Here is a 21,757-nt window from a genome sequence, read left to right as displayed (position 1 = left end):
GCATAGAGGGATTCACCGTGTTCATAGCATAGCAGCCAGTCGGGCTTTGTTTTCTGACATCATAATAAAATAGTCAGACGGGACTCTGTCCCCCTGCTGCAGCCATTCAGTCAGAAATTTTTTAGTTCGTTTTTCTCAATAGAGTCATGAAGTTTGCTGACCATATTAACCTATCAGGAATGGACGTTTGACCCGGTCGGCTGCTTTTATCTGACGCCAGCATCATCCGTTTATATGTTTCTGCTGGCCGTTTCCGGGAGGTGAATACCTGATCCAACAAGAATTTTCTCACCGGCCTGCCGCAATTCTTATACGCGTCTACACTCTGATTCGCCTCACCCGCCATTACCTATCTTCAGGCTGTTACTGTAGGCTCCCCTGCCCGGCCTTCCATATGGGAGGTATATCCTGAGCCCGATGAGGTATGAATGTAAATTCCCAGTCAGAACCCTGGCTGTCGCAGAAAAGACTGGCAGGAAGGAGTACCGGGTTATCATCCCCAGACAGCACTGGATTAATTAAATTCGTATTACACGTTACCGCTCTGACGGCCGTGATTACGCTTTGGAAAAGATCATGCAAAGAGTCACCGCCCTGACATTACTGAAGTACAAGCGCTGGATGGATGCCGGGATGCTCAGCGCCATTGCCGAAACGGACGCGCGCCGTTTCCGCGCTGAACGTCGGGAAATGCTCAGGCTCATGTACCACATGCACGCCACTGACATGCTTATTCGTGCCAACCTGACGGGGGAAGCGCCTTACCAGCCGAATATCAGACCGCGCAGGATGCCTGAGGAAGCAGTACTGGTGCCGTGCATGCTGGCCTGCTCCGGATGGTTTATTGAATATGCGGCCGGCATGACGGCGGAAGCCTGGGATCGCCCCATAATCTATCGGCGCAGAGACGAAAAGATGGCTCAGACAAGCCCCCTCAGCCTTGTCGAGCAGGTGATACTACATGGTACGCGCCATCGCGGCGCGGTGAGCTGGCTTATCCATGCATGTGGCGTTAAGCCCCCTCAGGACGTAGTGTCACATTTTCTGCGTGAACAGATGACTTCTGTCGAAAAAAGGGGCTGACAGAATAGCGTTAATCTCAAAGTTTAACCTGAAACCGGGCCAGCCGGCCAAAACAGGGCGAAATCAGGCATCAGGCCTGCTAATCAATTACTGATGGAATTGCAGCAGAAAAGTTAACAGACTTACACCCAGGGGTTTCTGGATGAGAACATTCCGAAGGAAAGCGACCTAATCTTAAATAGCAATCTTTGCAAATTATAGGGTTACGGATTAGGCAATGCGATGTTAGATTGGTGTGCGACATTAGCAGTGCTTAACCCCACCTCTGCGAGAGAGCGTTGTTCCGGCGTGAACAAAACAGGCCCACTGATACTCATTAAGTGGGTTTTTTTTTGATAAAAATTTTTGCTCATTACGGTCAGTCATTTCAATTTTAATCCTCTCAGTTTCAGTGCCATTCTTCGTCTGCGTCACACAGCAAATAAGCCGTTTTGTCCTTAATCCGGGGTTTTGATGAGTTACATTTTTCACCGCCGCGAGCCGGAAGATAAAAAGATCATTGTGATAAATGAACAATGGCAGATTACATACTGGATGCTCACTTTACAGACTACGCAGGATAAGCTGGTGAAAGCTCTCAAAACGGTGGGCACAGACCCGGAAACCGTTAAGCGCTATCTCCTACACTGAGCTTTCTGATTTACCCACCTCCCGGTGGGTTTTTTATTTATATCGGGCCGCCTGTGAGTGCAGCGTGACTGTACCCGGACAGTTCCGTGACACACTCTTCGTATTAAGTCAGGCTGGCTGTAAGGGAATTAGCCGGAAGTTGGATCCGAAACAGAGAACTCTGAAATAACAGTTTAACCAAAACGCTTTCCTCTTTGTGATCAACCCTGCAGGCCAGAATGGTGGGCACCCTCAACTCAGGTTTCAGTCGACTCTGTAATTTCTTGCGGCCATCCTGCATCTTTGGTTCAATGTCGGGCATTATATTCACAATGGACGTCTTTAAATTCCCCCCTCGACATATCATACGTCGAAATCAGCATCATTCCGGAAGCGAATGCGTTTCTAAAGATTCAAAGTACACTGCCAAGACAACCATACCTGCAGACATGGCAGCTAACTGTAATTAATTACGTTTCGATAAAAGCAATCTCAATCGTCAGCCTGATTCAGGTCTTTTCGGGCAGGCTGACAGCCGTCGTATCAATGGCTGGAACCGGGACACAATATCAGCTGTTTTTTGCGGAAAAAATAACCCTACCGACTATGATGATGAGAGAAGCCACAGGTGCAGCGCTGAGGGGATGCGACCGCGTCGCATATCATGCGTGAACATACCCCCTGTCTCTGAGTTCGGGTAACGCTGAATATTTTATTCGGGCTTAGAAGAGTCGCCCCTGCTGCTGAAAGCGCTCTGCCTGAGTGCCGTCATAGAGGAGATGCCCGGCACGCTGCTCTCACGCATACTTCGCACATGACAGTTCATACAGGGTTTTCCGGACGGTCATCGGGACAGTGAAACACCATAATTAAGAAATAATGAAAAAGTGCAGTAATTGCACTTTTTCAGGCTTGTAAAAGGAGAATGCATGACAGGATGGCATCTGCGGCAGTGGCGCAGGAGAATGCTCTGGAGCCGGGAGCGCGCGGCGGCAGAGCTCGGCGTGAGCCTGCGTACGTACAAGAGCTATGAAAACGCAGAAGAGATTAAACGCGCGGTGGCCTTGGCAACGGTGACGCTTTCGCTTACCGGGATGATGCCTGCACTCAGGTCTCAGCAGCTGAGCGCAGAACGTCTGCTGCATCTCCTCGGCGAGATGACGGAAAGCGTCAGTGCGGAAGTCTGACCGGGCCGACGTGATCTGACCGCGGATGAAAAACAGAAAACAGCGGATAAAAAAATCCCGAGCGGCTGGCCCGGGAGTAACAGGAGTAAACACTTCCGGTCTGAGGCCGGTGATGTTGGATCCTGAGAGCATGTCAGCTATTGCAATACGTTACATTGGTGTTGGCACGAGGAATAACACACGAGGTAAGCATAGCGCCCGACGCGTTATTTTTTGCCAGGAAGTGTCTGATTTGACAAGGCAAGGTGCCGGTACGGTTACAGTTTATTAAACGCCCTGGTGAAATTGGGGTGAGAAATTCCGTACCGGCACTGTAAAATTTAGCACATTCACTGCGTTCAGGTATCGCGCTCTCCAGGTAACTGAGCACCCTCCCGCCACAACTGCCACATAGCCTGCCTGATGCTGCAAAATCTGGGCGAGTAAAATACACACACGAGCTTCTCTGCCATGGCCGGCGTTACCGGCTTACGATCGCACAATAGTGACTAGACTTCCCGCTGTGCCGGACCGGATATGAGGCGAAGTGATTTTACCGTCATGTCATGTTCAGCGAGCAGTTAAGCCAGAAATCTGCCGGGCGAGGTGCCGCCATCCATAAAGCCTCGGGGTCCGTAAAGGTCATAGACCCAGCATAAGAGGATATCGGCAGCCGCACAAGTTATGTACCATCGTTTATGAGAAATCCGCTGCAATACTTACGCTTGGGACAGTTGTCAGATCAACTTGCGGGGAAGGTGAAATAAGAGACTGCAGAAACAGAAAGGCCCGGAATAAATCCGGGCCATCTGGTACCAGTGCGGCATCATCCTGACACCTAGCTTGCCGTGTCATTATAGTGGGGTTTAATCGAATAAAATGTCAGGATATAGAAAAGTTTTTCTTCCGGTAAGATTTCAGTATGTTTTAACGCTTTTTAGGCAGATTTGTACCGCGTTATTCAGGCAAGGCCTGCCGTTTCAATGATTCTTCCTGACCGGGAAGATGCCGGTTGAAGCTCTGTTAATGGCATGAAGGTAAAGGGGATGAGTACGGGATATGTTTTTGAAAAACCCGGGGCGAGCCCGGGAATAATTCAACGATTCACCTAACCATTACTGGATCTTAAGACACAGTGCAATAATCATGGCCTGTACGTATCGGCTGTCAAATGAATCTGCAAAATAAATCCGACCTTTCACCCCTTAATGACCGTTATTCTGCGCTTTTACACCCCGCGTTTTCCATGTAAAAAACGTCCTACAGATGCCCGGCCGAATGTTTCAATTTGTTAGTTTTAAAAAAATGCAGATAAATAACCTATATTTTGAGTGTGTATCCGTCAGGCTGGCGGGTAAAACTCACTATGAGCAGACGAAACTAAGGATTAACTATGGTTGATAAATCAGAAGTTCTGGACCATGCCCAGGTAGTGGACGTTAACGGTGAGCACGTGGGTATCGTTGACCATTTTGAAGGCGATGACAAAATCAAACTGGCAAAAAGTGACCCGGAAGCCGGTGGCCAGCATCACATCATTCCTTTCAGCTGGGTGAAGGAAGTGGATGACAATAAAGTGATTCTTTCCAAATCCAAGGATGAAGTCGAGAGCGAGTGGCAGGCCGTTTGATCAAACCGCCGCGGCAGAACGCCGCGGCAAACTTTTAACGCTTTATAGTTATTACTGCAAAATTCCCTGGTACTGAACACATCATTTTTTCTCACGCATTTATATTCTGATGTACTCCCTTAAAATCCGCCATCTGAACCCAATATTTTATTTTTTGTCCATATGACAGATTTTTCTTCTGGTGAATGCACCAGTTGCGTCTACAGCGAATCCTGAGGTTGTTATTTTCCCGAAATGGAGGATTTGCTGTGTTTTATCACGACGATGAGAAAGGCCATATCATTATCGGAGAGGCAGCGGTCAGCCTGGTGGTCGCCGGACAGGACATCTCATAAAGGGGCTCTCCGCGATGGCTGACGATGACGTCAGCGATGCGAAGTTTGAGGAAATCTTTGACGCCAGACGCTGGCTCAAGGGATTTCGTCAGTACAGCAGTCGCGAGGAGGCTGTGCTGGATGACGATGACGGGTCAGGAAAACTGACGGATAATACAAACAGGAACCCAGACCGACTCCGGCCGTGACACGACAATGTAAGACTAGCCTCGTATCGGGCGCGATCTGCGCGTTCCGGCCGGAGAAACTGTCAGGGACGACACCTCTGTAGCAATTAAGCTAAATCCCCTGCCCCATACCCCTTTGTTTTATAAGTATAAGCATCTTTTGCCAAAAGAATTCATCACATCCTGCAACATATATCTGTACAGGTTTATAATTTTTGTATAACTTTCCGCGCATAAGCACCCGACCATATTTTAACCGTCCCTTTTTCGAGAGAATAATCATGCGCCAGAACAGCCATAAGCCTGATACTGTGGGAGACATTGCCCGTTATTTTACCGAAGCACAGCTTCCCTCGCAGCAGGAAACGCTGGGGCAAATTGTGGTTGAAATTCTTCGCAGCGGCGCCGCCCTGAACCGGCCGGCCATCTGCGCGAAACTGGTTCGCCGGCTGGAGCTGGCGGGCGGAGCGGAAGAAGAACAGCATTACCGTACGCTAATCGGCCTGCTCTTTGGCCGCTAACAGCCGGTCTGAAGTCAAGCTTCAGCATTGCACCGCAGACCTCATTTTATTGTGGATATTAAATCCGGCGCGGACTGCCCGGATGGAACATCTGCCAGCCTCGTAAGCGGCGGCCGGTAATGTATTGTGCCCCTTTACTGACACCCGGAAAGCGGTATGTACAGAAATAAAAGCGAAAAGATGATGGATATTGCTATTGGTGAGGCTGTGGCCGGATTGCTCAGCGAGAATGCGCCGGTGTCCGGCGTAACGCTGGCAGTCAGGCTGATGGAGATGGCAGCCGGCGAAACCCGCCCGGAACGGGCTGAAGTACTCCGGATGGCGCTGGATGAAGTCAATGCCGCATTGCCGGCGACGCGCCAGCTGCTGAATCCCGAACTGCTGTTCCTGACCGAAGACAGGCCGCCGCCGGGCACACGTCGGCACTGAATACCAGTATTCTCCGTCATGTCACGGAGGCAGGAAGGAGCCTGCAGAGACGGATCGTTACTGGCGATCTTAACCTTGTTTATCCTGGACTATGGGTTATGCAACAGAACACGACAGAACAAGAAATCTTGCGGGCGCTCAGTAAACGTGGCGACCAGGTGGCCCCTGAAACAGAAGTTATCTGTGTCGTACTCGAAAGCCTGAGGGCCCGGGGTGGACGCGTGCTGCGAAAAGACATCATCCTAGCCCTGATAGCGGAGCTGGAGAGTACTTCAGACGTAGTCAGGCTTGACGTTCTGCGCGGTGCGCTTGAGATCGTGGTGGGCTATCCGCACGACATTAATGATGAATAGTTAACCCTGCCGCATTTAACGCCCGAGACGCTTCAACCGTCTGACAACAGCCTGCTCTGCAGGCTTTTTTTCATTTGGTGCCAAGATGCTCAGGCGAACGTAAGCCAGATCGTACCGGGCGAATGTTAAACGCACTGCTTCGTACCAAACCGAGCCGTGACGATGCTCCCTTCATCACAGACAGTGAGATCAGTGGATTCAGTCACTGTGGTAGGCTGATGATGAACATAAATCGGCAGTGCGGCATAATGAAGCCCGGCGGCGGAACGCCGGGCTGTCTGTGTACAGTCAGGAGGCGCCTCCCCGCGGCACCTGACCCGATATCATCATAAGCCCTGTGATAGGATTTTGCCTGAAATAATATTTTGTAGCCGCCTCAGCCAGATAAACACTACTCCCGGATAGCGCGTCAGGCTTTCTCTTGCCAGATAAATGCCGCTCAATAATACTGTACATATAACGAGCACCATTAAGAGGGGGATTTATGCGCAAGTTGCATACAGCATTAACACGTTGCCCTGGAATTGTTACGGGAGCAAGGTTGTGAAACCCGCGAAATACGCCCCCGGCCAGACGCTACTCTGGCTCCCCGTTTTCATACCGCGCGTACACTTACCATTATATGCCGAGCCATGTGCTGCGGGATTCCCCCTCACCTGCCGCCGATTATGTCGAAAAAATCTGGACCTGAAAGAGCACTGCATTCCGCTGGCACGCCGCCATGTTCTTCGTACGCGCCAGTGGCAGCAGCATGCGGGCCTTTGGCTTTATGACGGCGACGTCATGGTGGTTGACCGGGCCGAGTAGGCGTCGCAAGTTGACTTTGTACTCGTTGAGGTGGAAGATGAATTTGTGGTTAAACGCCGGCAGCAGCACCGGCTCGCGCTGCTGCCGGTGAATTCGGCCTACCCGGTAATTTATCCGGAAGAGCTGCAGCTGCTCGGCGTGTTCACCTGGTGGTTTAACAGCACGCGCGCTCTGGAGGTTACGATGCCTATGTTTGGCCCGATGAACTCGTTTTACGCCAGCTGTGAGGTACTGTTTCGTCTGAGCCTGCGCGATAAACCCGTTGTGGTGCTGCCGAATAACGACGGCTGCGTGGTCGCACGCAGCGCCAGTTATGTGGAATTGAAAATCAAATGACTTAGGCGCTCATTTATTCATAACACAAGTGAAAAACGCAGATAAGCATTGTTTCCTGCATCTCTGTGACATTTGTCTTAGCTAAAGCTTGCTCGTAGCAGGGAACTGGCAATCCAAAACGTAAAACGTTCTTCCCGAACTTTGCAGATAGTTTTTCAAAAGGAAAAATCCTGCAGCTTTAAGTTATGTTAACCGCGTGAAGGCACGCAGGACAAACGTAACCTAATTGATGCTGCAGCCAAGTTGCTAAAATCAATTTGGCACACGGGATGCCAATACGCCATAGCTGGCATCGTGCGGAGCAAACTGTACCTATGTAATGCTAGTAGTAGGAAATGTGCTCTATTTTTACAGAGGCCGACATTATAATTACCGGTTTGCAAAGTCAAAGCGGTTCGTTAAACTACATAGCGTATTAGATAAGCGGATGGACTTGCATCTTTAAATTAAACCTTAACGCACTCTGCTTATTGGATTTCTCTTGGCGCCTTACTTTTCCGGTTGCTAACTAGTCTTAGCTCATTTTCCCGATGAAATATTGGATAAGCTATACTTGTCACCACAAAACTAATGATCCAGGAAATGTCCACGCCAGGAATTATATTCGCATAGGGACCAGAAAAGAATGCATTTTCAACAAAGGGCACCTGCACTAAAACACCGGCGAAGTAGACCAGCAAGGCCTGGGTATTCAGCAATCCATAACGTCCGCCGTCTGCACGAAATATCGCTTCAACGTCATACTTTTGCTTATTCACATAATAAAAATCCAGTAGATTAATTACAATCCACGGAATCAATACCGCAATCAATGCCAGAATCAAGTTAATAAAGAACGAAACAAAGTTCTGTGATGCTGCCAGAGCGACTAATACGCTTCCCACTAATACCAGCGCTGAAACCACTAATCGCACCGTCGCACCCGGCGTCCAGTGTGGGCGGAATGTTTGTACTGCCGTAATCAGTGATAATACCGCACCATACAAATTCATTGAGTTGTGGCAGATAATATTGACCAGGAACAACACCATCAGAATGGGTCCGAGCCAGCCAGTGGCGTGGCGCACTGACATCATGGCATCACTGGTTGGTGCGATGTTGACCGCCATCATGCCGAAAATAAAGGCCAGAATAGTCCCGCCACAGGCACCCAGGTAGGTGGCAATAAACGGGCGTGCAATACCGACATTGGCGGGCAGATAGCGTGAGTAGTCAGAGGTATAGGGCGAGAAACTGATTTGCCATACCGCTCCGATACAGAAGGTGCCGAACCAGCCTGCGGCACTCATGCTGCCACGAGACCAAAAGTCTGCCGGCAAGGGTTGAGACACCATCAGCGCCAGGCCCAAAATCAGCGCCGCCCCCATAATCCATGCACCGACTTTATTGATGCGATGGATAAAATGGTAACCAACGATACCAATGGCGGTGGCAAGAATTGCGCCAATGACCGTGGCACTACTTACCGGCATCGATGGGAAGACGTTGTTGATAACTTTACCGGAAAGCGAAATATTCGAGATAAAGAACCCGAGATAAATCACCGTCGTAAAGCTAATCACCAGTAACGAACCGTAACGACCAAACTGCGCGCGGCTCTGCACCATTTGTGGAATGCCGACTTTCGGCCCTTGTGCAGAGGTTAACGCAAGGAAGATCCCGCCAAACAGATGACCGGCAATAATCGCGGTTAATGCGGAAATAACATTCAGATGAAACGTTTCGGTGGCAATCGCACCGCTGACGACCGCCAGCGGTGCAATGTTGGTACAGAACCACAAGGTAAATAAACTGTGCGATTTACCGTGGCGTTCCGATTCCGGAACATAATCCACCGACTTATTTTCTATAATTTGACTCTGACGTGGTTGTGTATTCACCGTACCCTCCAATTCTCAAAGTAGGATTGTTTTTTAATGTGGGTAAAACTTTCCTCGCGAAAAAAAGCCACAGCCATCCCGACGAATGCATTTTCGTCTTCTTATTAAAGAATTGGCGGTAAGACTCCCGGTGCTAATTAATGCTCAACAACTGTACAAGTAACGGTCGTTATAAATAACGACACTGATAATTCCAACGTTATTTCTGGTAGAGTGCGCATTGATAAATGCAAACCAGATTCCCGCAAGGTGCGCATGTCAGCGCACCTTAACCCATCAGCGCATAATAAAGGGATCGCTAATCGGCTCATCGCTGGTGCGCAGCCACACCGTTTTGGTGGTGGTGTATTCCAACGCGGCGTCTATGCCACCTTCACGACCGAAACCGGACTTACCGTAGCCGCCAAAAGGCGCCAGCGGTGAAACTACGCGATAGGTGTTCAGCCACACCACGCCGCTGCGCAACTTACGCGTGACACGATGGGCGCGCGTCAGGTTCTGGGTAAATACGCCTGCCGCCAGACCATACTCTGTGCCGTTGGCTAAACGAATCGCTTCGGCTTCATCTTTAAAGGTCAGCACCGACAAGACCGGACCAAATAGCTCCTGCACCACGCTTTCTGCATTTGGCACCGCACTGCAATCCAAAATGGTGGGTGGGAAATAGAATCCCGGTCGATCAATCGGCTGATTGCCAATCACCAGACGCGCACCCTGCTCAATGCTGCGGCTCACGACCTGCTCGATATTGCTTTTCTGGCGCTCGGTACAAAGTGGACCAAACTGCGTCTCCTGCTGTTGCGGGCAACCAATCACAATACCGCGCACTTTACTGGTGAGTTTTTCAATAAAGGCATCTTTAATCTGCTCATCCACCAGCAGACGCGAGCCCGCGACACAGCTTTGTCCTGAGGCAGAGAAGATGGCGGCCACCTGCGCATTGGCGGCACTTTCCAAATCGGCATCGGCAAACACGATAAACGGAGACTTGCCGCCTAATTCCAGCGAGGTGCTGGCGAGGTTTTCCGCGCTGTTGCGAATGATGTGACGTGCAGTATCTGCACCGCCAGTAAAGGCGATGTGATCTACCTGCGCATGCTGGGTCAGCACGGTGCCACAGCCTTCCGCGAAGCCGGTGATCACGTTTATGACGCCCGCAGGGAAACCGGCCTCATGCACCAGTTCAGCAAATCCCAGCAGCGGCGTCGGTGCGACTTCAGCCGCCTTCACCACCACCGTACAGCCGGCCGCAATCGCCGGGCCGATTTTCACCGCGGAGAGAAACAGCTGGCTGTTCCAGGGGATAATCGCGGCAACCACACCAACCGGTTCACGCTTAATCCAGGTTTCCATGTCGGCTTTGTCGATGCTGAGCGTGGCACCGTCCATCTTGTCGGCCAGTCCGGCATAGAAGCGATAGTATTCCGCCACGTAAGCGATCTGCGCCTGGGTTTCACGGATGATTTTTCCGGTATCGAGCGTCTCAAGACGGGCCAGTTTGGCGGCATCGCGTTCAATCAAATCCGCCAGCTTCAGCAGCAATTTGCCGCGCGCACCGGCGGTTAAGCCGCGCCACGCATCGGATTCAAAAGCCCGGGCTGCCGCCTGCACTGCGCGGTCGGTTTGCTCGCTGCGTGCTTCAGCAATCGTGGCCCACGGCTCAGCGGTAGCCGGATTCAACGAGGTGAAGGTCGCAGCCCCAGCGTCAAATTGGCCGTCGATGTAGAGTTTGAAAGATTCCATGACGTCTCCGCTTAGTGAAATGCAGGTGCAACGTGTTGAATAAAGCGTTCCAGCGAGGCTTTCTTACGCTCGAAGGTCATGCCGCTATCCAGCCACAAGGCGTACTCATCGTAGCCCATCGCCTCATAGTTTTTCAGGCGGGCGATCACTTGATCAGGATTACCAATCGCCAGATTTTTCCGCATCCCTTCCACGCTGTAATAGGTGTTCACCGCGATCTCTTCCTCGCTCAACGGCTTGATCAGCCCCTGCTGCACCGGGCGCTCATTCTTGAACCAGGCACCGAAGTAGTTGTAGAAGCGATTAAGTTCTACTGCCGCTTGCTGCGCATCGGCCTCGTCTTCGGCCACAAAACCGTGCTGCAGCAGCATGATTTTCAGCGGCTGTTCAGGGGAATATTCCTGACAGGCTGCTTTGAAGGTGGTGATCAGACGCGTGATCTCTTCTTCGCCCTGATGCAGTGGCGTGCACTGCACGTTACAACCGTTTTTCACTGCGAATTCATGACTGTTCGGGTCACGCGCGGCCACCCAGATTGGCGGATGCGGCTGCTGTTTTGGCTGCGGCGAGGAAGTGGTGGACGGGAAATTCCAGAACTCACCTTTATGCTCGTAGTCGCCTCTCCACAGCGCTTTGACTGCAGGCACCAACTCACGCATCCGCTGACCTGCTTCCCAGGCATCCATCCCTGGCATCAGGCGCTCGTATTCATAGGAGTACGCGCCGCGTGCAATCCCCAAATCCAGACGCCCTTTGGTGATCAGGTCCGTCATTGCCGCTTCACCCGCCAGACGGATCGGATGGGTAAAGGGCGCGATAATGGTGCCGGTGCCCAGACGGACGTTTTGGGTGCGGCTGGCGATATCCACCAGGTTGATAAACGGATTCGGCGCGATAGTGAAATTCATACCGTGGTGCTCGCCGGTCCAGATAGCGTGCAAGCCGCCTTTATCCGCGATTTCACATAACTCCATCATCTCATCGTACAGCTTGTCCTGCGCTTCATCGGCTGACACGCGTTCCATGTGCAGGAACAGGGAAAGTTTCATACCACCTCCTGATGAGACGCGGTGAAGAAGTGACGCACAGAACCTTCGATTTCGTCACCGTAATAGAGACCGTAATTGCCCACCGCATTTTCGCGAATAAAACGATCGACCAGTGATTTCAGCGCACTGTCCGGCACCGGCAGCTGCGCCAGCGTGTGGACATCCACCCATTCGCCCTGCGGTACCGCTGGCAAGGTGCTGCCCGTCGGCTGTGCGCACAGGAACACGATATGCTGCTGTTTCTTTTGGCGGTCTTCCCAGATGGAGTAGACAAACCCTGGGTTGGCCTCAATATTCAGCCCAGTGAACAACAGATTGAGCGTTTCACTGACGCTGCGGTTATTGACCGTTTGCGACGGCAAGCCATAACCGTTCTCTTTCTTCACCACTAACGCCTGGCCCGCCGATTCAATCAACGCGCTGACCACCACGTTAGGACCGGCAATCAGGGATTCCGCATTCTGATAAGGCGTGAAGTAGGCGCCGCGATAGTAGCCAAGGCCCGGCGTACCGCAGGAATCGAACTGCTCTACTTTACCGATCAGAATCGCATGGTCACCGGCATCGATAACCTGATGCATCGCGCATTCAAACCAGGCTGAACTCTCATCCAGCAACGGCGTGTTGAACTCCCCTTTGCGCCACTTCAACAGCGAGAATCGATCGGCCACTTTCTGCGCGAAGATATTCGATATCTCTTTCTGCTGCTCCGCCAGAATGTTGATGGCGAAGTGCGGACATTGCGTGAAGTTTTCGAAATTCGCGGAGCGCTTATCGATGCTCACCAACAGCAGCGCGGGGTCAAGTGACACCGACGAGAACGAGTTTGCGGTGAAGCCAATCGGCTGCCCTTGTGCATCGTTAGTGGTGACCACGGTGACACCGGTCATGAAGGCGCCAAAGGCGTCACGTAACTGTCTGCGTTTATCTGCGTCCATAAGTTACTCCTTTACAGGCTCTTTTTGCGTGACGGCGGCAGCAACCGGCTTGAGGAACGACAAAATTTCCTCGTTCACCCTGTCTGCATCCGTCAGGTTCAACATGTGTTTAGCGTTAGCGACCACCACTGCCTGTCCCTGCCGTGCTGCCTGGGCCATTTGGCGTGTCATGTCTGGATTCGAATTGGCATCCAGTTCACCGGTCATCACTAACACCGGACATTGCATTTCATTCCAGCGCTCAGAATAGAAGCGGTCTCCCGCCGCAAACGCCTGATAGGCGCGTGCATAGCCGTCGAGATTCACCTGCTGCAACCACGTTCCCACTTTTTGACGCAGGGGCTGTTCGTGGTGGTCGTCACTGAACCAACGATCCAGTGGCGCATCGAGCCGCACATTGCCGCTCGCTAACTCCTGGGCGCGTTTCAACACCGCATTGCGCGCGCTGTCGTTACGCTTAAACACGCCGCTCATGACAATCGCGTGATTCACCAACTGCGGATAATCGATAGCGATACCTGCGGTGATCAGTGCGCCCATTGAGTGTCCCGTGATGGCAAAACTGCGTTCAGGCTGTGTCTGTAAGAACTGGGCCAGCCACTGCACGTAATCCTTTAAGGTGGCAGGATGACGAAAACCGCTGCTTTCGCCATGGCCAGGCATATCCACCGCGATCACACGGAAATAGCGACTCAGCACGTCCATTTGTGGGAACCAGGCATCGGCATTCATGCCGACACCGTGGATCAACACCAGCGGCGTGCCCTGTCCAGCCTCCAGGTAACTGACCTGGAGACCTAACTCAGATAGCTGCTGGGTTTTTCTGGTCATGGCCTAACTCTTTCAGGTCAAGATAACGATTGCCGATACGATGATGCGGACGGCCGCCCAGTGCCGCGCCCAGCGCGATCACAATCTCGTCTGCGAATGGCGCATCGTTGATGTTGAACTGCATGGTGAGGTAGTGTTCGCGAGTGCCCTCATCATCCGTGCCCATCATTGGCACCAGAATCGGTGTATTGGCTGGACCACGGGTGTTGTTAAAGGCCAGATAGGTTTTACCCTTCACAGCAGAGCGATAATGGTTACCAAAATGCAGGGTGTGAATCAGCGCTGACGCGTGTTCCAGTTCGCCGTTTAAGCCCACCACTGCGCTTTTTCCGTAAGCCACCACCTTGTCACCGCCGCCCGCTTCTTTCACGATCAAGCCAGTCAGCAATTCGCCCAGTACCGGCGCCATTTCGCGAATCTTCGGTGCGAGGTCTTCTACGAAGCCTTCACCGGCCCACGGATTTTTTACCACGGCAGCCGCCGCAATCATCACCAGCGGCGTGGTGGCCGCTTTGCCGCCGTCGGAGTAGATGGTTTCGGTGGTAACGAACGTCTTGCGTATATCTGGATGCATGGTTAAAGCCTCATTCAAGTTAACGGTTTGTTAATCTGGTGTGTCGGGAAAGGATATAACACTGAGACTTTTGGCATGTCAAAACATGGTATACCATCATACGGTATTAAAATTTGCCGGAGATTTTGCTATGCTTTGTCGACGCTAATCCCCGCCGTAACTGGGGGGATGGGGAGTAAAAGGGCAATGCGTAATGGGCTTTTTGAGAAGCGAAGTGAGTGTGACTAAGGTCATAAAAATCACACGACCTATCGGCGCAGTCGTTTTATAACGGTATGAATTCACGTGGTTTTGATTATTCCTCAAGGATATTTTTATTTCGTGCCCCGGCCGCATGATGAAACTGTGAGCTAACGCTGATTTCAACTGGCGCGTCGGAGAGGAATCGATAGACAGTGGTGGCAATGAGAGTAAAGGCGGCGTTGCTTTCAGAACAGAAACAGTGCTAATAGTTAAAACGCTGGCAAGACATGATATTGACTTCAGGCAGAATTTTTTGCATTTCAACGAAGAGACGATTATGGATGCGAGTCATTCCCTAAAAATTGAAAATACGCCCGTAACATTGCGTGAACTGGCATTGGCTAAAGTTCGCCAGGCCATTATTTCGGGATACTTTAAAGCCGGCGACCGTTTGGTTGAACGTTCACTTTGTGATGAGCTGGGTGTAAGCCGTACCGTGGTGCGCGAAGTAATCCGTTATCTGGAAGCGGAGGGTTTAATTGAAAACCTGCCGAAAAAAGGGCCGATTGTTGCAATATTAACCTGGGACGTTGCTGAGCAGATTTACGATATTCGTATGCTGCTGGAGTCTGAAGCGGCGAAGGATTGCGCAAAAATAGCCACCAGCAGTGATAAAAAAAACCTGCATAAAAGATTACTGCGCATCGCTAAAGCCTCGCACGATCATGATGACATCGAACGCGTTGAAGCGTCTCAGGCTTTCTATGAAGCGCTGTTTTCCATTGCAAAACATCATATTGCGTGGGAAATCGTGCAACGGCTAAACAGCCGTATCAGCCGACTGCGCGCACTGACCCTGCGCAGCCCTGAGCGTCAGGTGGCGGGTTTTGAACGTATGTCGCGTATTTATGAAGCGATTGAAGAAAACAATGCTGAACAAGCGAAAGAAGCCGTTAAACAGCATCTCTCTGAAGCTGCCACACTGGCTAAAACTATTCTGACTGCCGAGGAAAAATAATGTCTGCGTATTGGATCGCCCACGTCAATATTGAGGATGCACAGCAGTACCAAAATTATATTGAGCTGGCACCGCTTGCGTTTAAAAAATATCAGGCGAAATTTATTGCTCGCGGTGAAAATGCCACCTCACTTGAGGGTGATGAATTTAAGAAGCATGTCATCATTGAATTCCCTGATTATCAAACGGCACTGGATTGCTATCATTCCGACGAGTATCAGTTAGCCAAAAAACAGCGTGAGGGCGTGGCAAAAGCCATGATTACCATTGTGGATGGGCTGGCGTAGGTTTGTAGATAGCCGCATTGTATGAATCTGCCATGATGAACCGCATAGAGGATGGGTATCAGGTTATCTCTCCTCCTTGCTCACCCTCAATGTGAACAAACTGCAAGGCTGCGAGTAAAGGAGTGGCCTGAGCTCGTCCATTTTCTCGGCGCGTACCTTCACTTTTTACAGTCCTCATCATTTAAATTTTCCAGATTGTTAACCCTCCCATAATCTGAACACAGATCACAAAATCAGCACGGATAATTTTGTAATCGATTACTTTAAGTTAATTTGTAATCGATTACTTATCATAAGAGGCTGAATAAAGATGAAAAGATTGATGGTGTTGGTGGGGATGTTGTCCATGCTTAGTGCTGTGCCTTCACAGGCGTTAGCAGCGGGCGTTGAAGATGAAATTGGACTTCAGATGTACACCTTACGTCATGTCGGCACGCCAGCTGAACAGTTCGCCATGGCCCATAAAGCGGGCTTCGAGCACGTTGAGCTGGTAGGCACCCATGGTCTGGAAGCCAAAGAGCTGAAATCCTTGCTGGATAAAAATCACCTGACCGTGACCTCATCTCACGTGCAATTAACGGCACTGGAAAGCGACTACGCGCAGACCGTGGCGTTCAATAAAGCGGTGGGTAATCACACCATCGTGGTTCCATGGATTAAACCGGAAGATCGCCCGGACAGCACCAAAGCCTGGATAGACTATGCACAACGCCTGGATAAACTCGGCGCGAAACTGCGTAAAGACGGCATCCAACTCGCTTACCACAATCACAATTTCGAAATGAAGAAGTACGATGGCGTGACCGCGCTGGAGATTATCTTCAATCATTCACAGGCAGAAAATCTCAAACTGGAGATGGACGCGGCGTGGGTTTCACGCGGAGGCCAGGATCCGGCGCGCATTTTGAAAGCCTATCCGGGACGGATCTATGCGATTCACGCCAAGGATAATGCGTCGATAGGCATCCGCGACGATGAGATGAATTTTGCGCCGCTGGGCGAAGGCTTGCTGGACTGGAACACTATTCTGCCTGCCGCCAAAGCCAGCGGCGTGAAGTGGTTTATCATCGAGCACGACAAGCCGAAGGATGCCTGGAGCATTATCACCACTTCACATCAGAATCTGCGGGCGGCGCTGGAAAAACTGCCGCATTAACCGATCAGGCACTGGCACGCACGATCAGGTGCCAGTCCATCATGACGCGTTCAGTTTGCGATTGGGGATCGTCAATCTTCTGCAGAAGCAGGCTGAACGCAGTCCGACCAATATCGCGCGATGGCTGCGCGATGGTGGTCAGCGGTGGAGAGATCATTTCAGCCAGTTCCGAGCCATCAAAGCCGGCAACGGCAATATCCTGTGGAACCTGATATCCCGCAGACTGGATAGCCGCCATCGCGCCAGCCGCCAGCGTGTCCGATACGGCAAATACCGCATCAGGCGGCGTATCGGCGTTGAGTAACGCTTCCATCGCACGCTTACCCGCGTTGTAGCTTAAATCACTGGCGTAACTCACCGCCTGCCAGGATAGCCCGCGCTGTTCCAGCTCCCGCTGATAGCCCTGCTGACGCAATTGGGCGTACTTATAGCTCAGATCATGATTGATCAGGGCAATACGTTTACGTCCGCTGGCCACCAGATGCGCCACCAGCTGGCGCGAAGCATCGACATCATCGATGCCCACACAGGAGATGTCGCCGGCATCCGCGTATTCGGCACACTGCACCCAGGGCATGTTGCCAATCAGCTGTGTCAGTTCCGTCAGCGTGGTGAAAGCATCCATGGTGATCACGCCATCCACCATTTTGCCTGCCAGCAGTTGCAGGCTTGAGCGGGAGCGATTGATGTCGGAACCGGAGTTACACAGCAAAATGCGATAGCCGTTCTGTTCTGCCTGCTCTTCGATACCTTTCACAATTTCAGCGCAAAACGGGTTGGAGATATCAGAAACCAGCACCAGCACCATTGAGCTCCGCGCCGTGCGCAGCTGGCGTGCTAACAGATTTGGCTGGTAGTTGCTGGCTTTAATGGCTTCCAGCACCTTATCCCGGTTTTTATCCTTTACGGTGTCACTGTTGTTAAGCACGCGTGACACCGTGGCCACGGAAACACCGGCCAGCTTCGCGATTTTCTGAATGGACATGATGACTCAACTTCCTGCGTCAGTTTCTGAATTGCAGGCTACCATAAATCGACGCGGGACAATAAGTTAGGCGGGATGACTGATACGGGAGATCAGGCGCGCCGGAACGCGCCTGCGTCTCAAAAGCTGACGTCGACCCAGCGTTGGTCGCGATGGCTTTGTACGATCGCCTCAACGATGGCCATCACCTGCGCGCCGTCGCTGAAGTCGGCAAAGTGTCGTTCATCTTGCGCGGGCATCTCACCCTTCTCTACCGCCTGATAAAACTGCTGCATCATGGCGCGAAATGCATCTGGCCAGCCTTCGATGTGCCCGCCGGGAAAGCGGGCTCGGGTGGCAACATCGCGGTTCATTAATGATGCATCGTCCGTTAGCGTTTGATTAGCCTGATGGCGATGACCGATCCACAACTGCTGCGGCACTTCCTGATCCCACGCCAGCGAGGTTTGGCTGCCGTTCACTTCCAGATAGAGGCGATTTTTGCGCCCCGCCGCCACCTGAGAAACGCTCAAACAGCCTTTACTGCCATCATCGAAACGCAGCAGCACGAAGCCCAGATCTTCCGTATTCACCGGACAATCCTGATACTGCGCCTGTTGCGCCTGAGCGCTGAAGGTGGCCTGACCGGCCAGATTGGCTTTGCGAGTTGGCCAGACGATCGCGAGGTCAGCCATGACCGACACGATCTTGCGGCCAGTGACAAACTGGACGGTGTCGCACCAGTGGGAACCGATATCCGCCACCGCGCGCGATGCGCCGCCCTTATCTGCATCCACACGCCAGTTGTAATCGGTCTCTTCCAGCATCCAGTCCTGTAAGTAACTGCCCTGGACGGCAAAGGTGCGGCCTGTTTCGCCGCTGCGCACCATGCTGGCGGCTTGCTGCACCATGGCAAACTGTCGGTAAACAAAGCTGACACCGTTTACCACGCCGGCCTGTTCAGCCAGTGCCACTAATTCACGGGCTTCGTCCATCGTCATACAAAGAGGTTTTTCCGAGAACAGGTGTTTACCGGCCAGTAAAACCTGCTTATTGATAGCAGCATGGAGGTGATTGGGCGTGCAGTTGTGCACAGCATGCAGGTTCGGATGCTGCAAAAAGGTGACGACGTCACCATAAGCGTGCGGCACGTGTAACTTCGCCGCCTGGGCTTGTGCTTTCTCCAGCGTTGAGTCGCACAGTGCCACAACATTGATGTTGCCCAGACGCCGCAGTGCCTCAATGTGCGCGGGACCGATAAATCCGCTGCCGATAATGCCCACATTGATCATTTATGACTCCTCCTTAAGTCCAAGCTGCAAACGGATACTGCCGCTGTCGTCTTGTGCGGCGAAATCATCAAAGGCACGGCTGGTGACCGGAATGATATGTCGCTGGATGAATTCGGAGCCTTCCCGCGCACCGGTTTCCGCATCTTTCAGGCAGCATTCCCACTCCAGCACCGCCCAGCCGTTGAAGTCGTACTGCGCCAGTTTGCTGAAAATGCTTTTGAAATCAATCTGCCCATCGCCTGGCGAACGAAAACGCCCGGCGCGATCGATCCAGTTTTGATAGCCGCCATAAACCCCGCTGCAGCCGTTGCGCTGATACTCCGCATCTTTGACGTGGAAGGCCTTGATACGCGAATGATAAATATCGATAAACTGCAGGTAATCAATGTGTTGAAGATGCAGATGACTGGGATCAAACAGGATATTGCAACGCGGATGATGGTTAACCTGCGCAAGGAAACGCTCAAAGGTGACACCATCATGCAGATCTTCACCCGGGTGTAATTCGTAACACACATCCACGCCATGCTGATCATAAACATCCAGCACCGGCTGCCAGCGACGGGCGAGTTCCTTAAAGGCCTCGTCCAGCAATTGTGGGTTATGCGGAGGCCACGGATAGACATAGGGCCAGGCGAGCGAGCCGGAGAAGGTGGCATGGGCAGTCAGCCCCAGCTTGCTGGAGGCGGCTGCGGCATGTTTAACCTGCTCGGTTGCCCAGGCCGTGCGCGCGTCTCGCCTGCCGCGGACGTGTGCCGGTGCAAAATTATCAAAAGCGGCATCATGCGCGGGATGCACGGCGATCAACTGCCCTTCCAGATGTGTCGATAACTCGCTGATGCTTAATCCATACTGCTTCAGCAATCCCAGCACCTCATCGCAGTAGGTCTGGCTGGTGGCCGCGCGTTGCAGATCAAATATTGCCGGGTGATTGCACGGGATCTGCAATGCCTGAAATCCCAAGGCGGATGCCCATTTCGCCAGTCCTCCCAGCGAATTGAACGGGGCATCAGCGCCGATAAACTGTGAAAGGAAAATGCCCGGACCTTTTAACGTTTTCAAAAACCACCTCCAGTAACAACCAAAACTTAATCGCGGTACTTAAATGTGAACATAAACAGCACGGCAATCACGGCAGCCGCGATCGCCGGGATCCACCAGAACATGCCCCAACTCGCGGCCGATACCTGACCCGCGACCAGATGGTTATAGAGCGCGCCGGAGATCTGCGAACCCAGCAGCATGCCGATGCCGTAGGTGAACATCACAATCATGCTCTGCGCCTGTCCTTTGACTTTGTCTCCCGCGATGCGGTCGGTATAGATGAAGCCGACGACAAAGAAGAAGTCGTAACAGACGCCGTGCAGCAGAATCCCCAGCCAAATCAGCGCACGTCCCTCTTCGCCCATGCCCATGGCAAACAGGGCGTAACGTACAAACCAGGCGCACATACCGACCAGCAGCATGTATTTCACGCCCAGTCGGCGGAACAGCAGCGGAATCACCAGCATGAAGAAGATTTCAGACATCTGGCCGAAGGACATCAGTGAGCTAACGTTTTCAACCCCGGCATCGGCCAGCCAGGAAGCGGTGTAGGCGTAGTAAGTGCCCAGCGGAATGGAAATCAGCGTGGCGCAGAGCGAAAAAATGAAGAAGTGACGGATTTTCAGCAGGGCAAACGCATCAGCACAGAACAGATCGCGCGGTCTGAATGGCATACCTTTAGCAGGTGCGGGCGTATGCGGCAGCGTGAGGCTATAGAGCGCCAGCACCACGGAACAAATCGCCGCCACCGTGAAGACGCTGACGCTGGAAGCAATCCCCGTGAACCCGATGAACAGGCCAGCGACAATCCAGCCGATGGTGCCGAATACACGCACCACCGGGAAACTCTTCTCGCTGCTGGCGAGACTGTGGAAGGCAATATTATTGGTCAATGCCAGCGTGGGCATGTAGCACAACGTGTAGCCAAACAGTAAGCCGATCAGTAGCGCACCGTTCTCGGCGATCATCGCCTGGGGGACAAACCACAGGATCGCCGCACCGGCCAGATGCATCACTGCCAGGACTTTTTGCGAAGGGAAAAATCTGTCCACCAGCATGCCGAGAACAAACGGCGAAAGAATGGAAGCAATCGGGCCTGCTGAGAAAGCATCACCAATCAGCAAGGACATGTCGTGCTGGGTCATCACCAATCCCAGCGTGACCGACCAACTGCCCCAGATAAAGAACTGAAGGAACATCATTAGTGACAGCCGTGGGACCAGCATACGCTGCACTGCCTGGTCTTGCGCGGTGCCTTGTGTCGCAGCAACCATATCCAACCCCCAAAAGTAATCGATTACAAAAGTAGACAAACAAAAAGTAATCGATTACAAAATTGAATTCATAGGGGTTGATCACAAA

At 52.1% G+C, this 21,757-nt stretch carries 21 protein-coding genes and 1 pseudogene; 12 read left to right on the top strand and 10 right to left on the bottom strand.

Annotated elements, in window-relative coordinates; all coding sequences use genetic code 11:
• The first annotated feature begins 576 nt into the window (after positions 1-576).
• From VI01_RS23675 to VI01_RS25985, 9 genes and pseudogenes are all read left to right on the top strand, one after another.
• Positions 577-1,083, top strand: coding sequence for a DinB family protein (locus VI01_RS23675; protein WP_045816888.1), 507 nt, complete (start codon positions 577-579; stop codon positions 1,081-1,083).
• 453 nt (positions 1,084-1,536) lie between these two features.
• Entirely contained in the window at positions 1,537-1,713 is a 177-nt protein-coding gene (locus tag VI01_RS25125) for a DUF3606 domain-containing protein (protein ID WP_072050593.1), read from the top strand.
• 908 nt (positions 1,714-2,621) lie between these two features.
• Positions 2,622-2,879: a helix-turn-helix domain-containing protein gene (locus tag VI01_RS23665; RefSeq protein ID WP_045816886.1), complete on the top strand. Its 258-nt coding sequence runs from the start codon at positions 2,622-2,624 to the stop codon at positions 2,877-2,879.
• A gap of 1,372 nt (positions 2,880-4,251) precedes the next feature.
• Positions 4,252-4,488, top strand: a complete 237-nt coding sequence (locus VI01_RS23660; protein WP_045816885.1) for a DUF2171 domain-containing protein — start codon at positions 4,252-4,254, stop codon at positions 4,486-4,488.
• Positions 4,489-4,837: 349 nt separating this feature from the next.
• Positions 4,838-5,011 carry a hypothetical protein gene (locus VI01_RS25645; protein WP_197079619.1) on the top strand — a complete coding sequence of 58 codons (174 nt, stop codon included), beginning with the start codon at positions 4,838-4,840 and terminating at the stop codon, positions 5,009-5,011.
• Positions 5,012-5,271: 260 nt separating this feature from the next.
• Positions 5,272-5,511: a regulatory protein YcgZ gene (gene ycgZ / locus VI01_RS23655; protein WP_034827610.1), complete on the top strand. Its 240-nt coding sequence runs from the start codon at positions 5,272-5,274 to the stop codon at positions 5,509-5,511.
• A gap of 156 nt (positions 5,512-5,667) precedes the next feature.
• Positions 5,668-5,940 (top strand): hypothetical protein, encoded by a 273-nt coding sequence (locus VI01_RS23650; RefSeq protein WP_045816884.1) that lies wholly within the window; start codon positions 5,668-5,670, stop codon positions 5,938-5,940.
• Between the two features lie 98 nt (positions 5,941-6,038).
• Entirely contained in the window at positions 6,039-6,293 is a 255-nt protein-coding gene (locus tag VI01_RS23645; protein WP_045816883.1) for a biofilm development regulator YmgB/AriR family protein, read from the top strand.
• Positions 6,294-7,289: 996 nt separating this feature from the next.
• Positions 7,290-7,433, top strand: a pseudogene (locus tag VI01_RS25985) (DNA polymerase V subunit UmuC); the annotation flags it as partial.
• 470 nt (positions 7,434-7,903) lie between these two features.
• Here VI01_RS25985 and VI01_RS23630 read toward each other — a convergent pair.
• The 6 genes from VI01_RS23630 to VI01_RS23605 all read right to left on the bottom strand — a co-directional run bounded on the left by VI01_RS23630 (position 7,904) and on the right by VI01_RS23605 (position 14,451).
• Positions 7,904-9,316 carry a cytosine permease gene (locus VI01_RS23630; RefSeq protein WP_045816882.1) on the bottom strand — a complete coding sequence of 471 codons (1,413 nt, stop codon included), beginning with the start codon at positions 9,314-9,316 and terminating at the stop codon, positions 7,904-7,906.
• Between the two features lie 276 nt (positions 9,317-9,592).
• The gene (locus VI01_RS23625) at positions 9,593-11,059 is read right to left on the bottom strand and encodes an aldehyde dehydrogenase (protein ID WP_045816881.1); all 1,467 of its coding nucleotides are present in this window, start codon (positions 11,057-11,059) and stop codon (positions 9,593-9,595) included.
• 11 nt (positions 11,060-11,070) lie between these two features.
• On the bottom strand, positions 11,071-12,108 hold the full coding sequence (locus VI01_RS23620; RefSeq protein WP_045816880.1) for an LLM class flavin-dependent oxidoreductase: 1,038 nt from the start codon (positions 12,106-12,108) through the stop codon (positions 11,071-11,073).
• Positions 12,105-13,046, bottom strand: a complete 942-nt coding sequence (locus VI01_RS23615; RefSeq protein WP_045816879.1) for a flavin reductase family protein — start codon at positions 13,044-13,046, stop codon at positions 12,105-12,107. The genes VI01_RS23620 and VI01_RS23615 overlap by 4 nt, the downstream gene beginning before the upstream one ends.
• A 3-nt stretch (positions 13,047-13,049) precedes the next feature.
• On the bottom strand, positions 13,050-13,877 hold the full coding sequence (locus VI01_RS23610) for an alpha/beta fold hydrolase (protein WP_045816878.1): 828 nt from the start codon (positions 13,875-13,877) through the stop codon (positions 13,050-13,052).
• Positions 13,849-14,451 carry an amino acid synthesis family protein gene (locus VI01_RS23605; RefSeq protein ID WP_045816877.1) on the bottom strand — a complete coding sequence of 201 codons (603 nt, stop codon included), beginning with the start codon at positions 14,449-14,451 and terminating at the stop codon, positions 13,849-13,851. The genes VI01_RS23610 and VI01_RS23605 overlap by 29 nt, the downstream gene beginning before the upstream one ends.
• A 520-nt stretch (positions 14,452-14,971) precedes the next feature.
• Here VI01_RS23605 and VI01_RS23600 point away from each other — a divergent pair.
• The 3 genes from VI01_RS23600 (at position 14,972) to VI01_RS23590 (ending at position 17,095) form a co-directional block, all read left to right on the top strand.
• Positions 14,972-15,652: a GntR family transcriptional regulator gene (locus VI01_RS23600; RefSeq protein WP_045816891.1), complete on the top strand. Its 681-nt coding sequence runs from the start codon at positions 14,972-14,974 to the stop codon at positions 15,650-15,652.
• Positions 15,652-15,939, top strand: coding sequence for a DUF1330 domain-containing protein (locus tag VI01_RS23595; protein WP_045816876.1), 288 nt, complete (start codon positions 15,652-15,654; stop codon positions 15,937-15,939). Before VI01_RS23600 ends, VI01_RS23595 begins: the two co-directional genes overlap by 1 nt.
• 310 nt (positions 15,940-16,249) lie before the next feature.
• A complete protein-coding gene (locus VI01_RS23590) occupies positions 16,250-17,095 on the top strand; it encodes a sugar phosphate isomerase/epimerase (protein WP_045816875.1) in 846 nt (281 codons plus the stop codon).
• A gap of 4 nt (positions 17,096-17,099) precedes the next feature.
• On the opposite strand, the gene VI01_RS23585 is transcribed toward VI01_RS23590, so the two are convergent.
• The 4 genes from VI01_RS23585 to VI01_RS23570 form a co-directional block, all read right to left on the bottom strand.
• Positions 17,100-18,080, bottom strand: a complete 981-nt coding sequence (locus VI01_RS23585; RefSeq protein WP_045816874.1) for a LacI family DNA-binding transcriptional regulator — start codon at positions 18,078-18,080, stop codon at positions 17,100-17,102.
• Positions 18,081-18,199: 119 nt separating this feature from the next.
• Positions 18,200-19,351, bottom strand: a complete 1,152-nt coding sequence (locus VI01_RS23580; protein ID WP_045816873.1) for a Gfo/Idh/MocA family protein — start codon at positions 19,349-19,351, stop codon at positions 18,200-18,202.
• Complete coding sequence (locus VI01_RS23575; RefSeq protein ID WP_045816872.1) at positions 19,352-20,413, bottom strand: sugar phosphate isomerase/epimerase; 1,062 nt, start codon at positions 20,411-20,413, stop codon at positions 19,352-19,354. It lies immediately after the preceding gene.
• Between the two features lie 26 nt (positions 20,414-20,439).
• The gene (locus VI01_RS23570) at positions 20,440-21,669 is read right to left on the bottom strand and encodes an MFS transporter (RefSeq protein WP_045816871.1); all 1,230 of its coding nucleotides are present in this window, start codon (positions 21,667-21,669) and stop codon (positions 20,440-20,442) included.
• Between the last annotated feature and the right edge of the window lie 88 nt (positions 21,670-21,757).

The organism is Pantoea sp. SM3 (assembly GCF_000963995.1).
Taxonomy (GTDB): domain Bacteria; phylum Pseudomonadota; class Gammaproteobacteria; order Enterobacterales; family Enterobacteriaceae; genus Pantoea; species Pantoea rwandensis_B.
Note: the sequence above shows the minus strand (reverse complement) of the source record. Positions and strands in the feature narration are given on the sequence as shown.

Bases quoted from the DNA above. Each gene is read 5' to 3' on its own strand.
- VI01_RS23675 (WP_045816888.1), top strand. From the start codon at position 577: ATGCAAAGAGTCACCGCCCTGACATTACTGAAGTACAAGCGCTGGATG.
- VI01_RS25125 (WP_072050593.1), top strand. From the start codon at position 1,537: ATGAGTTACATTTTTCACCGCCGCGAGCCGGAAGATAAAAAGATCATT.
- VI01_RS23665 (WP_045816886.1), top strand. From the start codon at position 2,622: ATGACAGGATGGCATCTGCGGCAGTGGCGCAGGAGAATGCTCTGGAGC.
- VI01_RS23660 (WP_045816885.1), top strand. From the start codon at position 4,252: ATGGTTGATAAATCAGAAGTTCTGGACCATGCCCAGGTAGTGGACGTT.
- VI01_RS25645 (WP_197079619.1), top strand. From the start codon at position 4,838: ATGGCTGACGATGACGTCAGCGATGCGAAGTTTGAGGAAATCTTTGAC.
- ycgZ (WP_034827610.1), top strand. From the start codon at position 5,272: ATGCGCCAGAACAGCCATAAGCCTGATACTGTGGGAGACATTGCCCGT.
- VI01_RS23650 (WP_045816884.1), top strand. From the start codon at position 5,668: ATGTACAGAAATAAAAGCGAAAAGATGATGGATATTGCTATTGGTGAG.
- VI01_RS23645 (WP_045816883.1), top strand. From the start codon at position 6,039: ATGCAACAGAACACGACAGAACAAGAAATCTTGCGGGCGCTCAGTAAA.
- VI01_RS23625 (WP_045816881.1), bottom strand. From the start codon at position 11,059: ATGGAATCTTTCAAACTCTACATCGACGGCCAATTTGACGCTGGGGCT.
- VI01_RS23620 (WP_045816880.1), bottom strand. From the start codon at position 12,108: ATGAAACTTTCCCTGTTCCTGCACATGGAACGCGTGTCAGCCGATGAA.
- VI01_RS23615 (WP_045816879.1), bottom strand. From the start codon at position 13,046: ATGGACGCAGATAAACGCAGACAGTTACGTGACGCCTTTGGCGCCTTC.
- VI01_RS23610 (WP_045816878.1), bottom strand. From the start codon at position 13,877: ATGACCAGAAAAACCCAGCAGCTATCTGAGTTAGGTCTCCAGGTCAGT.
- VI01_RS23605 (WP_045816877.1), bottom strand. From the start codon at position 14,451: ATGCATCCAGATATACGCAAGACGTTCGTTACCACCGAAACCATCTAC.
- VI01_RS23600 (WP_045816891.1), top strand. From the start codon at position 14,972: ATGGATGCGAGTCATTCCCTAAAAATTGAAAATACGCCCGTAACATTG.
- VI01_RS23595 (WP_045816876.1), top strand. From the start codon at position 15,652: ATGTCTGCGTATTGGATCGCCCACGTCAATATTGAGGATGCACAGCAG.
- VI01_RS23590 (WP_045816875.1), top strand. From the start codon at position 16,250: ATGAAAAGATTGATGGTGTTGGTGGGGATGTTGTCCATGCTTAGTGCT.
- VI01_RS23585 (WP_045816874.1), bottom strand. From the start codon at position 18,080: ATGTCCATTCAGAAAATCGCGAAGCTGGCCGGTGTTTCCGTGGCCACG.
- VI01_RS23580 (WP_045816873.1), bottom strand. From the start codon at position 19,351: ATGATCAATGTGGGCATTATCGGCAGCGGATTTATCGGTCCCGCGCAC.
- VI01_RS23570 (WP_045816871.1), bottom strand. From the start codon at position 21,669: ATGGTTGCTGCGACACAAGGCACCGCGCAAGACCAGGCAGTGCAGCGT.